We start from the raw sequence: 14341 nt of genomic DNA, 5'->3' as shown, positions 1-14341 counted from the left end.
CCTTGATCGCGTAAGACTCCTCTCACGGCGCAGACGCGCCGTGGCTGGATGCCGGATCTAGTCCGGCATGACGGAAGGCGGGTCTCGCACTATGTCAGTAGCCTATGCGTAATTGGCGGCCCGCCATCCCCGCCGTAGCCATTCCAAAAAAATGCCCGGCAGGGAGGCCGGGCAAGGAAGGAGGATGTTATTATCCGTGACGCCCCGGAGGAGGACGGTCACGGTCTTGGAGCCCTCACGCGCCTTCATATTCCAGCGAGGCGCCGATCAGTTCGCGCGCATAGGGATGCGTCGCGCCATTGCCGGCGATAGCCTCGCGCGGCAGGATTTCGGTGATTTCGCCGCGCAGCATCACCGCGAAGCGGTCGCACATGTGGTCGACGACGGCGAGATCGTGGGTCACCATGATATAGGTGAAGCCACGCTCTTCCCGCAGGCGCTGGAGGAGATTGAGGATTTCCGCCTGCACCGAGACGTCGAGCGCAGACGTCGGCTCGTCTAGCAGCAGCAGCGACGGTTCGAGGATCAGCGCCCGGGCAATCGCCACGCGCTGCCGCTGACCGCCGGAAAGCTGATGCGGGAAGCGGTCGAGGAAAGAGATGGGCAGTCCGACATCCGTGATGACCTTGCGCATCCGCTCTTCACGGTCGCCGAGCTTGTGGATCGCAAGCGATTCCGAAAGCACGGTGCGCACCGACTGGCGAGGATGCAGCGATCCGTAGGGGTCCTGAAACACCATTTGCAGCATGCGGCACCGCTCGATCAGCGGCATATCGCGCACCGACCTGCCGTCGATGAGGATATCGCCGGTCCAGAAATCGTTGAGCATGGAGACGCAGCGAAGCACGGTGGATTTGCCCGATCCGCTTTCGCCGACCAGCCCGAAGCACTCACCCGGCTCGACGCGGAAGGATACGGAAGGCAGCACTTTCAGCGCCGTATGGCCGCTGCCGAAGGTGATGGAGAGATCGCGGGTTTCAACGGAAACGGCCATTATACGTTCTCCTCCAGCCATTCGGGGCGGCGATCGAGCACCGCAAGCGGCGCACGCGAGCCGCCGATACGCGGCTGCGCCGCCAGCAGGCCGCGCGTATAGGGGTGCTGCGCCTGATCGAGATCGCGTGCGGCGAGCGTTTCCACCACCCGGCCGGAATACATGATGAGCACACGGTCGCAGAAATTGCGCACGAGATTGAGGTCGTGGCTGATCATGATGAGGCCGATGCCGCGATCGCGCACGAGACCGTCGAGAATATTCAGCACCTGCAGCCGCACCGTCACATCGAGCGCCGAGGTCGGCTCATCGGCGATGACGAGATCGGGATCGGCAAGCAGCATCATGGCGATCATGACACGCTGGCCCATGCCGCCGGAAATCTCATGCGGATATTGTTCGTAAACACGGGCGGCATCGCGGATTTTCACCGCATCGAGCATGGCCAGCGCCTTTTCCCGGGCCTCGGCTTTCGAAGCCTTGAAGTGACGCAGATAAGTCTCCGTCACCTGGTCGCCGACCCGGCGGATGGGGTTGAGGGAGAATTTCGGATCCTGAAGGATCATCGACATGCGCCGGCCGCGAACCTTCAACATCTCCTTCTCATCAAGCGAGAGAAGATCGAGACCATCGAAATCCAGCCTGTCGGCGGTGATCGTCGCCGACGGCAGGAGGCGCAGCAGGGCGCGGCCGACGGTGGATTTGCCCGAGCCGCTTTCACCGACGATGCCGAGCCGTTCACGCCCGAGTGTGAAGGAGATGCCGCGCACCGCCTCAGTCGGCGAGCCGCCATAGCGAATGCGGAGATTTTCGACGTCGAGGATTGGTTTTTCCATGGCCCTATCTCCGGTTCATCTGCTTCGGATCGAGCGCATCCCGCAGGCCATCACCCAGAAGATTGAAGGCGAGGCTGACGGAGAGGATCGCAATGCCGGGGAAGGTGACGAGCCACCAGCTATCCAGCATGTAACGCCGGCCGGTGGCGATCATCGCCCCCCATTCCGGCAGCGGCGGCTGCGCGCCGAGGCCGAGGAAGCCGAGGCCGGCGGCGGTGAGGATGACGGTCGCCATGTTCAGCGTCAGGCGGATGAGGACCGAGGGCAGGCACATGGGCATGATCGACTTGACGATGATGCGCAGCGGCGATGCGCCCTGAAGCCGCGCGGCGGCAATGTAATCCGCCTTGCGAAAAGTCATGGCTTCGGCGCGGGCAAGGCGCGCAATCGGCGGCCAGGAGGTGAGCGCAATCGCGATGATCGCATTGTTGAGGCTTGGGCCGAGCGCTGCGACGAAGGCGAGAGACAGGATGAGGCTCGGGAAGGACAGGAAGATATCCGTGATGCGCATCATCACCGTATCGAACTTGCCGCCGAGATAACCGGAAGCCGTGCCGACCAGAAGGCCAACGGGACCGACGATGATCGAGACCAGCGAGATGATGGTGAGTGTGATGCGTGCGCCCCAGAGAAGGCGGCTGTAGATATCGCGTCCCAGCTCATCCGTGCCGAAGACGTGGCCATTACCCGGCGCCTTCAACGTGTTGGCGAGATCCTGCGCGTAGGGGTCATGCGTCGCAAGCCAGGGCGCGAAAATCGCGGCGATGACCAGAAGCAGCAACACAGCTAGGCCGAAGGCCGATGTCGGGCTTTTCAGGAGGAAAACCACGATGTTCTTCAGCGCATTCAAGGGCACCGGAAGGCGGAAGGAGGTTTCTGTACGGGCCGTCATCAGCGGGTCCTCGGATCGAAAAAGCGGTAGAGAATGTCGGACAGGAGATTGAGCCCGATGAAGATGACGCCAACGATAAGCACGCAGGTCATCACGGCATTCATGTCGCCGATGATAAGATTGCTGGTGAGATATTGCCCGAAACCCGGCCAGGCGAAGACGGTCTCGATGAGAACCGCCCCTTCCAGCAGCGAGCCGTAAGCAAGCGCAATGATGGTGACGAGCTGCACGCGGATATTGCCGAAGGCATGCAGCCACACCGTCTGCCGCTGCGACAGGCCTTTAACGCGAGCGGTCGTCACATATTCCTGGCCCAGCTGGTCCAGCATGAAGCTGCGCGTCATGCGGGTGATATAGGCCGAGGAGGAATAACCGAGCAAAGCGGCGGGAAGGATGAGGTGGTTGATGGCCGACCAGAAGACCTCCATATCGCCCGCAAGCAGGCTGTCGATGAGCAGAAAGCCCGTCCGCTCCTCGACCAGACCGATATAGAACTGGTCCATGCGTCCACCGCCGCCGACAAGGCCGAGATGGGCGTAAAAAACGATCAGCGCGATCATGCCAGTCCAGAAGATCGGCATGGAATGGCCGAACAGGCTGAGCACCCGCACCAGATGATCCTGCCAGCGGTCTTTATTGACGGCGGCATAAACGCCCATGGGAATGCCGAGGCCGGCGCCGATCAGGATCGCGAAGGTCGCCAGCTCCATCGTCGCCGGCATGACCCTGATGATGTCTTCGATGACCGGACGCCCGGTGCGGATCGAGGTTCCGAAATCGCCGGTGAACACGTCTCCCAGATAATAGAAGAACTGTTGCCACAGCGGACGGTCGAAACCGAGCGCGTGATAGACCTGTTCATAGGTCTCGCGCGTCGCATCCTCGCCCACGATCGCCCGCACGGGATCGGCGGGCATCAGGCGGCCAATAAAAAAGGTCAGCAGCAGCAATCCAAGCAGCGTGACCGCAATACTTCCGATCTGGCCGGACAGGCCATATAGCGAAAGGCGTCTTTTTGACATGATTCCTCCCTTGCCAGAGATCGACCGCGCAAGTGACTAGGGCGCAATCCTGTCTGACAACTATCCGCAAGTTGTCACAGGTGTTGGAAGCTGTCAAGCGCATGCCAGCGGAATCCGTGTTGGACGAGGTTCCTAAATATGTGTCCCGGGTGGAAATTTCGGACCGGGCTCACCCCGCTTTCGTTTTTTTTGGGGGAAAAGGGCCTGCGTTGCGCAACCGCAAAAGCCTGTATTCTCCGCCTTGCGGAATGCGCCGATACCTGTCCCTGGCTATGATACCAATGAGGTGCGTACCTTCAGGGGGAGGAAAATATGGCTGACATGACGCTTCTGGCTTTGCCGTGGTCGCCATTATCGGAATTGCGACACCCGGCCCCACCGTTTTACTGGCGCTTGCCAATGGCTCGAGATTCGGAATACACCGCGCCATGATCGGCATGGCCGGCGCTGTTCTCTCGGATTTCGTCCTGATCGCCGTGGTTGCACTAGGATTGGGCTGGCCTTCTATCGGCGGGCAACTGCGTAAACCATTGATATATGGTCGGGATCACTCCACCGCTGTGCGGGAGCGCAGAAGCACCTTGTAGCGCTCAAGGCTGCCGCGCAGATGCGCCGCCATATATTGGCGGGCGGCATCGGCATCGCCTTCGATGATGGCGTCGACGATCTTCGCATGCTCCTCCTGGAGATGCAGGTTGTAGTCCTTCGGACGCGACCCGGGCGCCGCACCCTGCAATTCGCCGCGGGGAATGATGCCGGAGCGAATGAGCTGAAGAAACTCTGGAAACCGCCTGTTCTGCGTCGCCTGTGCAATGGCCAGATGGAACTCGAAATCGGCGTCCCGCGTCGGCAGGCCGGCGGCGAGACAATCACCAACGCGCCGATGCGCATCCACAATCGCCTCCACCTGCACGGCGGAACGGCGCGATGCCGCAAGCCCGGCGGATTCGACCTCGAAAACGGTGCGCAATTCCAGCAATTCGATCACCGAGGAAATTCGCCCGACGGCCAGATCGTTAAAGGGCAGCTCCTTGGCCGGTTTTACTTCGACAGCAAAAACACCCGCGCCCTTGCGCGCTTCAACAAGGCCATCGGCGCGCAGAATGGCGATGGCCTCGCGCACCACGGTTCGGCTGACGGAATATTCACGCGTCAGTTCGCTTTCGCTTGGAAGACGGTCGCCGGGGCGGAACACACCCTCCGACAGATCCCGCCGTAATGCCGAACTGATTTTCGCCGCGAGCGATACCCCCTGCTTCGTGCTGCTCTCAACGTCCATTCCGGCCCACCTGTTTTAAACTTGTCTGGCATGTTAGCAAACGTCCGCTACATTGCAAGGGCCGGGCCTGCGCACCACCGGGACGAATGGCCGCCCTCACGCTGCAGCCATGGCCGAACTGCTGGAAAAGCGGCTCCTATATTCACCCGGTGAGAGGCCAAGAATACGGTGAAACACCCGGCGAAAGGCGGCTGAATCCTCATAGCCCACCGACCAGGCGATCTGATCGACCGAACGGCGGGTGAATTCCAGCAATTCCCGCGCCTTGCCGACCCGCAGATGCTGAACATATTCGATGGGCTTCATGCCGGTGGCCGCCTTGAAGCGGCGTAGGAAGGTCCGCTCCTCCAGCCCGGCATGGCCGGCCATGTCGGTAACGCTCGTCGCCCGCCCGGCGCGGGCCTGCAGCCAGTGCTGCACCTTCAGGATCGGCTCATCGCCATGCGTCAGCCTCGGAGCAAAGCTGCTATAATGACGCTGTTCACGCCCCGAGGGATCGATCAGCAGGAACTTTCCGGTTTCTATCATCACCGAAGGTCCGAGCAGTCGGTCGACGATGCGCAGGCCAAGATCGGTCCACGCCATCAACCCGCCAGCCGTGATGATATCGCCATCCTCGATGACGATCTTGTCGATCTCCAGCCGGATATCGGGGAAACGTTCGCGGAACCGCTCGGCAAACAGCCAGTGGGTAGTGGCCGGGCGACCGGACAGGAGACCCGTCGCGGCGACAATGAAGGAACCGCCGCAACTGGCGGCGAGCGTCGCCCCTTGCGCATGCCGATCCAGCAGCCAGCGGGCGTAAGGCTCGGCTTCCGCGATTTCGGCCGGCCCGGTCAACCGGCCGGGTACAACGAAAATGTCGGGATGTCCCGGCCTGCCGGGCTCGGTGTCGTGACAGCGGGAAAATTCACCGCCCTCGCCCATGCTCCAGTGGCTGACCCGCAATTTCGGCCCGCCGCGATCCTGTGAAAATACCGACGCGATGGCGAAAAGATCGGTGATGCCATGCACCATGGCGATCTGACAGTCCCGATAGAGGACCAGCCCCACTTCCAGCGCGCTTCCCGTTACACCTGCCATGCACCCCACACCCCGTTTTGTCAGTTTCGGCTCGTTTTCTGTCAGAAGCGCCAATCCAGCCCCGGCGGCCTCCAGAGTATCTCTATTCCCACGGGACGCAAGCAAGCTCCCTGCAACAGGAGAGAGAGCCATGACAACGATCACCACCAGAGACGGAACGCACATCTTCTACAAGGACTGGGGCCGCAAAGACGGCCAGCCCATCATCTTCTCCCATGGCTGGCCGCTCAGCGCCGATACATGGGATGCGCAGATGGTGTTCTTCGCAAACAACGGTTTCCGCACCATCGCCCATGACCGGCGCAGCCACGGCCGCTCCGATCAGGTCTGGCATAACAATACCATGGATCAATATGCCGACGATCTGGCCGAGCTGATCGAACAGCTCGATCTTCACGACATCATTCTGGTCGGTCATTCCACCGGCGGCGGCGAGGTCACCCGGTATATCGGCCGCCACGGCACGGCCCGCGTCGCGAAAATCGCCCTCATCGGCGCGGTGCCGCCGCTGATGCTGAAGACGGAAAGCAATGCCATCGGCCTGCCGATCGATGTTTTTGACGGTATCCGCAAGGGCACCTATGACAATCGCAGCCAGTTCTTCAAGGATCTAACCATTCCCTTTTACGGCTACAACCGCGAAGGCGCCGTGATATCCGAAGGCATCCGCGAGGAATTCTGGCGGCAGGGCATGATGGGCGGCCTGAAAGGTCAGCTCGACAGTATTCGCGCCTTTTCGGAAAGCGATTTCCATCAGGACCTGAAGGCCTTCGACAAACCGACGCTGGTTCTGCACGGCGATGACGACCAGATCGTGCCAGTTGGTGCATCCGCGCTTTCCACGGTCAAAATCGTCAAACACGCGGTCCTCAAAATCTATGAAGGCGCCGACCATGGCCTGACGCAGACCCATCAGGACCGGTTCAACGCCGACCTCCTCGCCTTCATCAACGCCTGAAACCGCCGCACAAAGGAGACACGGACATGACACAGAATACATTTCTCATCACCGGCGCATCCGACGGTATCGGCGCGGTCTATGCCGAACGTCTGGCAAAACGCGGCCATGATCTTATTCTCGTGGCGCGGCGCGCCGAAAAGCTGAAGGCGCTCGCCGCACAGCTGGAAAAGGATCATCATATCGCGGTCGAGGTTCTCTCCGCCGATCTTTCCAGGGCGGAAGACCTTGAAAAGGTGGAAGTGCGGCTGCGTGAGGACCGGCGGATTACCGGCCTCGTCAACAATGCCGGCATTGCCGGCGAGGGCGCAATCACGGCGCTGGACCCGGCCTATGTGACGACGATGATCAACCTTAACATTCTTGCCGTCACCCGGCTTGCGGCGGCCATCGCGCCGCGCCTTGCCGCCGATGGCAGGGGCACGATCATCAACATCACCTCGGTCACAGCTTTGATGCCGGCGGCGTTCACCGCCGTCTACCCGGCCACCAAGGCCTTCGTGCTTGCCTTCACCGAGGCGCTGCAGGCGCAGCTTTCGCCCTCCGGTGTGCGGGTTCAGGCCGTCCTGCCGGGCATCACCCGCACGGCGATCTGGGAAGAGGAACGGCTCGAAGCCATTCCGGCCGCCATGGTCATGGATGTTTACGACATGGTGGATGCGGCCCTTGCCGGTCTCGACCTCGGCGAAGCGCTGACCATTCCTTCCCTGCCGGATACGGCCGATCTCGAAAATTTCCTTGCGGCGCGCGCGGCGTTAAGGCCCAATCTGTCGCATGCACTTGCCGCCAGCCGGTATCGTGCAGCCAAAACCGAATAGAGGGAGACGTATCATGATCCTCGGACTGACAATTCCCCAATTCACGGCATTGCATGTGGGCTTAAGCTTCATCGGCATTGTCACCGGACTGATCGCCCTGCCCGCTTATGCGGCGGGGCGGTGGATGCCCCGCATGATGGCGATTTTCCTCGTCACCACGCTCGCCACCACACTTACCGGCTTCCTGTTTCCAATCGGAAATTTCACACCGGCACTCGGCGTCGGCATCATTTCTACCCTCGTTCTGGCTATCGCACTGGTTGCGCTTTATGGATACGGTCTGAATGGCAGGGCGCGCATCATTTATACGATCACCGCCACGATCAGCCTTTATCTCAATATGTTCGTGTTGATCGTTCAGGCTTTTCTCAAGGTCGAAACACTCAACAACCTGGCGCCGAACGGCAATGAGCCACCCTTCGTGGTCGCCCAGACGGTTCTGCTTGTTGCAGCCATCTGTCTTGGCTGGAAGGCGACACGCCGCAGGCTCGCCGTCTGAAGCGAGCCTGAATTCGAACCGGTTTTCGCGAACATGCCTTGTGCCCCAATATTTCGGGCGCAAGGCATGTTTTTGCATGTCCGATACAGGCAATCTCCGCCCACCCGTCACAAAACGAAGAAATCCCGTGTCTAGGATTTCCTTCCGAACCTTTCCTGAAAATACGGCAGGAGACATTCGGAAACGAGGGCAGTCCGCGCCCTTGCAAACATACAATATACATTATATAATAATATATATTAAATTATTACAACAGGAGGTGCCGATGAATGCCGTGAAGATCAACGAGCGTCTGACAGTTGCGGGCCAGCCGATGATCGCCGATTTCCCATCGCTCTCCGCCCAGGGTTATAAAAGCATCATCAACGCCCGGCCTGATGGTGAAGAGCCCGGCCAGCCGGGCAATGCCCAGGAAAAAAGCGCCGCCAGCGCGGCGGGCATGGATTATGGTTTCATCCCGGTCAGCGGCCCTACCATTACCGAAGCCGATATCCGCGCCTTCCAGCAGAAAATGGCGGAAGCGGAAGGTCCTGTTTTTGCCCATTGCAAGGGCGGCACCCGCGCGCTCACGCTTCATGTTCTCGGGGAAGCGCTGGATGGGCGCATCGAAAGAGACGATATCGAGGTTTTCGGCAAGGCGCATGGCTTTGACCTTTCCGGCGCCACCCGCTGGCTGGACCGGCGCGCTGCGGCGGTTCCGCACGTCAAGGCATTCTTCGATCCGCGCACATGGAGCGTGCAATATGTCGTGTCCGATCCCTCCACCGGGCGCTGCGCCATTATCGACCCGGTCTATGATTTTGATGAGAAATCCGGCGCGACCGGAACGATGAATGCCGACGCCATTCTGGACTATGTAGAGAGCCAGGGTCTGTCGGTGGAATGGATTCTCGATACCCATCCGCATGCCGACCATTTTTCCGCCGCCCATTATCTGAAGCAGAAGACCGGCGCGCAGACGGCGATCGGCGCGAAGGTCACCGGCGTGCAGAAGCTCTGGCAGGAGAAATATAACTGGCCGGATTTCAAAACCGATGGCTCGCAATGGGACCGGCTGTTCGAGGCGGGCGACAGGTTCAATATCGGCTCCCTTGAAGCGCGCGTGCTGTTTTCGCCCGGCCACACGCTCGCTTCCGTGACCTATGTGGTGGGTGATGCCGCCTTTGTGCACGATACGCTTTTCATGCCCGATTCCGGCACCGCGCGCGCCGATTTCCCCGGCGGTAGCGCCAGGGAACTCTGGGCGTCGATCCAGGACATTCTCGCCCTTCCCGACGAAACACGGCTTTTCACCGGCCACGATTATCAGCCCGGCGGCCGCGCGCCTAAATGGGAAACCACGGTCGGCGAACAGAAACGCAGCAATCCGCATCTTGCCGGCATGACGGAGGAGGGCTTCATCCGCCTCAGGGAAGCGCGGGATCGCACATTGCCGATGCCGAAGCTCATTCTCCACGCCCTGCAGGTCAATATTCGCGGCGGCCGCCTGCCGGAGCCGGAAGCGAATGGCAAACGTTACCTGAAATTCCCGCTCGACGTGCTGGAGGGCAGCATATGGTAAAGGAAAACGCGCTGGAAAAGCCCCGGCATATTGCAGAAATCCCTCTCCCCGCCATGGAAGAGCGGGCTGTCGAGGTCGCGCTGCTTCTGAAGACGCTTGCCCATCCTGCGCGGCTGATGCTCGCCTGCACGCTGGCGCAGGGGGAATTTTCCGTCGGCGAGCTGGAGGTCAAGCTGGATATTCGCCAGCCGACGCTTTCCCAGCAGCTGGGCGTCCTGCGGGAAGCCGGTGTGGTCGAAACCCGGCGCGACGCCAAGCAAATCTTCTACCAACTGAGCGAAGCGAAAGCGGCGCAACTGATAGAGGCCCTTTACACCATATTCTGCGCGCCGGAGGAGGAGACCCCGTGAGCCCCTATTGGCCCTCTCTTTTCGGCGGCATGCTGCTCGGTCTTGCCAGCATTCTGCTGTTTCTTTTCAACGGCCGCATTGCCGGCATCAGCGGGATAATGGGAAAAATGCTCGGCAGGGAGCGGCGTCTTGCCGATCTCGCCTTCGTCGCCGGCTTGCTGGCCGGGCCTTATATCCACGCCGCCGCATTCGGCCGGCTGCCTGCCGTCACCATAGTTTCACCATGGCCGCTCATCCTCATTGCCGGCCTGCTGGTGGGTTTTGGCACACGCATGGGCTCCGGCTGCACGTCCGGCCATGGCATCATGGGGCTGGCGCGACTTTCCCGGCGCTCCATCGCCGCGACCGCCACCTTCCTGATCACCGGTATTTGCGCCGCGACGATAGTGGGAGCCCTGTCATGAAAAATCCGGCCGTGGCGCGTGTTGTCCTGGCATTGGCCGCCGGAGCGCTGTTCGGCTTCGGCCTCTCGCTCTCCGGCATGGTCGATCCGGCCCGTGTTTCCGGTTTTCTCGACGTGGCGAGCGGCCATTGGGACCCGAGCCTGATGTTCGTTCTCGGCGGTGCCGTGATGGTCGCCGTGCCGGGTGTGCTGCTCAGCCGACGTCTCGCCAAACCGGTCCTCGCAGAGGATTTCAGCCTTCCAGTAAAAACCCGCATCGACCGGCCGCTCATAACAGGCTCGGCCATTTTCGGCGTCGGTTGGGGGCTTGCCGGTTTCTGCCCCGGCCCGGCACTATCGGCTCTCGCCCTCGGGCTTGTGCCGGTCGTTCTTTTCGTCAGCGCCATGATTGCCGGCATGCTGGTCCACGACCGCCTCTACGCAAAGCAGCCATAATGCAAACGCTGGTTCGGCGCGCGGGGAACGGGCCGTCGCGCGGGGCTGGAACGCTCCCGCGCGACTGCGTGTGATTAGAGGTCGATGAGGCTTTTGCCTGTCATTTCGGGCGGCAGCGGCACATTCATCAGTTGCAGCAGGGTGGGGGCGACATCGGCGAGAATGCCGTCATGCAGCTTCGCACCTTCCGGGCCACCGAAAAGGATCACCGGCACCGGATTGGTGGTGTGCGCCGTATGCGGGCCACCGGTCACCGGGTCGACCATGGTTTCGCAATTGCCGTGGTCGGCAATGACAAGCATAGCGCCACCCACTTTTTCGAGGGCGGCAACGACCGCACCAAGCCCACGATCCACGGCTTCACAGGCCTTGATTGCGGCCTGCAGATCGCCGGTATGGCCGACCATATCGGGGTTGGCGTAATTGGTGACGATCAGATCGTAACCCTTGCCGATTGCCTCAACGAATTTTTCCGTCACTTCCGGCGCGCTCATCTCCGGCTGCAGATCGTAGGTCGCAACCTTCGGGGATTTCGGCATGAAGCGGTCTTCGCCGACCTCCGGCTCTTCCTTGCCGCCATTCAGGAAGAAGGTGACATGCGGATATTTTTCCGTCTCGGCAAGGCGGAACTGCGTAAGCCCCTGCTTCGCCACCCATGCGCCCAGCGTATTGACGATATCGCGCTTGGGATAGGCCGTGGTCATGAAATCATTGTGCCGGGTGGAATATTCCACCATGCCGAGCAGCGCCGAAAGGACTGGCTTTTCGCGCGAAAAACCGTCGAAATCGTCCGCCCCTATGGCAAGCAGGATTTCACGGGCACGGTCGGCGCGGAAATTCAGGCAGAACAGGCCATCACCGGCCTTGAAGCCATCATAGCCGTCGATTACCGTCGGCAGGATGAATTCGTCGGTGACATTGTTTTTGTAGCTTTGGGCAACGGCGCTCACTGCATCGCGCGCATGTTCGCCTTTCGCCAGAACCATGGCGTCATAGGCTTTCTCGACGCGCTCCCAGCGATTGTCGCGATCCATCGCATAATAGCGGCCGATTACCGTGCCAATGCTTGCCCCCTGCGGCAGGCTTGCCACCAGCGCCGCCACAAAATCTTCAGCAGATTGCGGCGCGACATCGCGGCCGTCGGTGATGGCATGTACCACCACCTTCAGGCCGTGGCTGATCATCAGCCTCACCGCCGCCTGACCGTGGAGGATATGGCCATGGACGCCGCCATCGGAAACGACGCACATCAGATGCGCCACACCGCCCGCGGCCTTCACCGTGGCGGCGAAATCGAGCATCGCCGCATTGCGGAAAAAGCTGCCATCCTCGATGGCCAGATCGATCTGGCCCAGATCCATGGCGACGATGCGGCCGGCGCCGATATTGGTGTGGCCGACTTCGGAATTGCCCATCTGCCCGGTGGGCAGGCCGACATTCGGGCCAAAAGTGGTGAGCCTCGCATTCGGGCAGGTGGCGAAAAGCCGGTCCATGGTGGGCGTATTCGCCAGCACCGGCGCATTGCTGGATGTGTCCTCGTTCAGCCCCCAGCCATCGAGAATAGTCAGGACAACGGGTTTGGGAGTGCTCATGGGAGGACCTTCTTCTTCATTCGGTTGCCGGCGGAGGGCGGACCGCCGGGCACCGGAGCGCCCTCTTCCGCCACTATGATCATGATGAGAAAACATGCTTCTCGTTCTTCTCTTCTATACCCGAAGATGACGAACGCAAGCCTATACCGACAGCGAAACAGTTCCGTGAAGGTTGAAAACGCGGGCTAAGAAAAGCGGTCATGACACGCATAAGCCCTCATTCCTGTGCTCGTCACAGGAATCCAGCCGACGCGCGTCTGCGCGGTGGAGAGAGTCCTTTCAGCCCAAAGACTTGGGCAGGCTGGATCCCTGTGACGAGCACAGGGATGAGGGAGCACGGATCGCCTTCACTCGATGAAAATAAGCGCGGGCTTCTCCAGCAATGCCTTGATGGCCTGGATGAAGACTGCCGCATCCCACCCATCGACAACTCGGTGATCGAAGCTCGATGAGAGGTTCATCATCTTGCGCGGCACAAACCGCGTCCCGTCCCAGACCGGACGCGTCATGATCTTGTTGACGCCGATGATCGCCACTTCGGGGTGATTGATGATGGGTGTCGAGACCACACCGCCCAAGGCTCCCAGCGAACTGATGGTGATGGTGGAGCCCATCAGCTCTTCCCGATGCGCCGTGCCGGTGCGGGCGGCTTCGGCGACGCGTGCGACTTCGTCCGCGCATTCCCAAAGACCGAGCGTTTCCGTGTGGCGCACGACCGGAACGGTGAGACCCGACGGCGTCTGCGTGGCGATGCCGATATGAACCGCTTCATAGTGGCTGACGACCCCTTTGTCGTCGTCGAAGGTGGCATTCATGCCGGGATGATCGGCAACGGCTTTCACCAGCGCGCGCATCAAAAACGGCAGGATCGTCAGCTTCGGTTGCCCGGAACGGCGATTGCCGTTCATGGTCGCGCGCAAATCCTCCAGATCGGTCACGTCGACTTCCTCGACATAGGTGATGTGGGGAATGCGGGAGGCGGAAAGCACCATCTTCTCGGCAATCTTGCGCCTGAGCCCGGTCACCTTCACCTCCTCGACAGCGCTATCGTGGGGCGCTATCGGCTCGGGGCGTTCCGGCCGACCCCGTACCGTTAAAAACCCATCGAGATCGGCATGGGTGATATGCCCGTCCGGCCCCGTGCCCTTGATCTTGGTGAGATCAATATCGAGATCATCGGCACGCTGGCGAACGGCGGGGGATGCGAGCGGCTTGTGATGCGGTTCGGCGGCGGGCGGCGGCGGCGGCTCCTCGGGCTCTCGCGCCGTCGGCTGGGCTTCAACGGGTGGCGGCGTGTCCGTCATGTCGGCAGGCGCTTCCGTCATTTGTGTCGGTACTTCCGCTTCCGGCACGCTGCCATTGGGAGCGGCGGCGGCGACATCGGTTTCAATGCGCAGGAGCGGTGCCTTTACCGGCACAGTATTTCCTACCGTCACGGCAAGCCAGGTGACGACGCCCGCCACCGGGGATGGGATTTCCACAGTCGCCTTGTCCGTCATCACCGCGGCCAGCACCATGTCCTCATGGACGAGATCGCCCGGTTTGACGTTCCATTCCACCAGTTCGGCTTCCGCCACACCTTCACCGACATCAGGCATCGTGAGAACAAATTCCGCCAT

At 61.0% G+C, this 14341-nt stretch carries 15 protein-coding genes and 1 pseudogene; 8 read left to right on the top strand and 8 right to left on the bottom strand.

The features are described 5' to 3' along the window. Positions 1 to 235: 235 nt before the first annotated feature. Genes BTE54_RS18395 through BTE54_RS18380 form a run of 4 tightly spaced genes read right to left on the bottom strand, consistent with a single transcriptional unit; the run spans position 236 to position 3744 of the window. Positions 236 to 994 carry an ABC transporter ATP-binding protein gene (locus BTE54_RS18395; protein WP_065657148.1) on the bottom strand — a complete coding sequence of 253 codons (759 nt, stop codon included), beginning with the start codon at positions 992 to 994 and terminating at the stop codon, positions 236 to 238. Next, positions 994 to 1830 carry an ABC transporter ATP-binding protein gene (locus tag BTE54_RS18390; protein ID WP_065657147.1) on the bottom strand — a complete coding sequence of 279 codons (837 nt, stop codon included), beginning with the start codon at positions 1828 to 1830 and terminating at the stop codon, positions 994 to 996. Before BTE54_RS18390 ends, BTE54_RS18395 begins: the two co-directional genes overlap by 1 nt. 4 nt (positions 1831 to 1834) lie before the next feature. After that, the gene (locus BTE54_RS18385) at positions 1835 to 2722 is read right to left on the bottom strand and encodes an ABC transporter permease (RefSeq protein ID WP_003524723.1); all 888 of its coding nucleotides are present in this window, start codon (positions 2720 to 2722) and stop codon (positions 1835 to 1837) included. Then, entirely contained in the window at positions 2722 to 3744 is a 1023-nt protein-coding gene (locus BTE54_RS18380) for an ABC transporter permease (protein ID WP_020813122.1), read from the bottom strand. Before BTE54_RS18380 ends, BTE54_RS18385 begins: the two co-directional genes overlap by 1 nt. Before the next feature lie 312 nt (positions 3745 to 4056). Between BTE54_RS18380 and BTE54_RS25330 the strand changes: the two are divergent. Beyond that, positions 4057 to 4241: pseudogene (locus BTE54_RS25330) on the top strand (LysE family translocator); the annotation flags it as partial. A 50-nt stretch (positions 4242 to 4291) separates the two neighbouring features. Here BTE54_RS25330 and BTE54_RS18370 read toward each other — a convergent pair. Both BTE54_RS18370 and BTE54_RS18365 read right to left on the bottom strand, forming a co-directional pair. Continuing rightward, a complete protein-coding gene (locus BTE54_RS18370) occupies positions 4292 to 5023 on the bottom strand; it encodes a FadR/GntR family transcriptional regulator (protein ID WP_035261197.1) in 732 nt (243 codons plus the stop codon). A 96-nt stretch (positions 5024 to 5119) separates the two neighbouring features. Then, entirely contained in the window at positions 5120 to 6106 is a 987-nt protein-coding gene (locus BTE54_RS18365; protein WP_078053457.1) for a GlxA family transcriptional regulator, read from the bottom strand. A 130-nt stretch (positions 6107 to 6236) separates the two neighbouring features. On the opposite strand from BTE54_RS18365, the gene BTE54_RS18360 reads away from it, so the two are divergent. From BTE54_RS18360 to BTE54_RS18330, 7 genes are all read left to right on the top strand, one after another. Next, positions 6237 to 7064: an alpha/beta hydrolase gene (locus tag BTE54_RS18360; protein WP_065657145.1), complete on the top strand. Its 828-nt coding sequence runs from the start codon at positions 6237 to 6239 to the stop codon at positions 7062 to 7064. Positions 7065 to 7090: 26 nt separating this feature from the next. Next, positions 7091 to 7882 carry an SDR family oxidoreductase gene (locus BTE54_RS18355; RefSeq protein WP_078053456.1) on the top strand — a complete coding sequence of 264 codons (792 nt, stop codon included), beginning with the start codon at positions 7091 to 7093 and terminating at the stop codon, positions 7880 to 7882. A 13-nt stretch (positions 7883 to 7895) separates the two neighbouring features. Then, a complete protein-coding gene (locus BTE54_RS18350; RefSeq protein WP_078053455.1) occupies positions 7896 to 8381 on the top strand; it encodes a hypothetical protein in 486 nt (161 codons plus the stop codon). A gap of 265 nt (positions 8382 to 8646) precedes the next feature. Continuing rightward, positions 8647 to 9942: a bifunctional sulfur transferase/dioxygenase Blh gene (gene blh / locus BTE54_RS18345; RefSeq protein WP_078053454.1), complete on the top strand. Its 1296-nt coding sequence runs from the start codon at positions 8647 to 8649 to the stop codon at positions 9940 to 9942. Continuing rightward, positions 9936 to 10292 carry a sulfite-sensing transcriptional repressor BigR gene (gene bigR / locus BTE54_RS18340; RefSeq protein ID WP_078053453.1) on the top strand — a complete coding sequence of 119 codons (357 nt, stop codon included), beginning with the start codon at positions 9936 to 9938 and terminating at the stop codon, positions 10290 to 10292. The genes blh and bigR overlap by 7 nt, the downstream gene beginning before the upstream one ends. Beyond that, positions 10289 to 10696: a YeeE/YedE family protein gene (locus BTE54_RS18335; protein ID WP_143240744.1), complete on the top strand. Its 408-nt coding sequence runs from the start codon at positions 10289 to 10291 to the stop codon at positions 10694 to 10696. The genes bigR and BTE54_RS18335 overlap by 4 nt, the downstream gene beginning before the upstream one ends. Further along, positions 10693 to 11130: a YeeE/YedE family protein gene (locus BTE54_RS18330; RefSeq protein WP_078053452.1), complete on the top strand. Its 438-nt coding sequence runs from the start codon at positions 10693 to 10695 to the stop codon at positions 11128 to 11130. Before BTE54_RS18335 ends, BTE54_RS18330 begins: the two co-directional genes overlap by 4 nt. A gap of 74 nt (positions 11131 to 11204) precedes the next feature. Here the strand turns inward: BTE54_RS18330 and gpmI are convergent, their stop codons facing one another. Continuing rightward, positions 11205 to 12722 (bottom strand): 2,3-bisphosphoglycerate-independent phosphoglycerate mutase, encoded by a 1518-nt coding sequence (gene gpmI, locus BTE54_RS18325; protein ID WP_078053451.1) that lies wholly within the window; start codon positions 12720 to 12722, stop codon positions 11205 to 11207. Positions 12723 to 13069: 347 nt separating this feature from the next. Further along, entirely contained in the window at positions 13070 to 14341 is a 1272-nt protein-coding gene (locus BTE54_RS18320; protein ID WP_078053450.1) for a dihydrolipoamide acetyltransferase family protein, read from the bottom strand.

The sequence above is a fragment of the Agrobacterium sp. YIC 4121 genome, assembly GCF_002008205.1.
GTDB classification, from domain to species: domain Bacteria; phylum Pseudomonadota; class Alphaproteobacteria; order Rhizobiales; family Rhizobiaceae; genus Agrobacterium; species Agrobacterium leguminum.
This window is presented reverse-complemented; position numbering and strand designations above follow the sequence as displayed.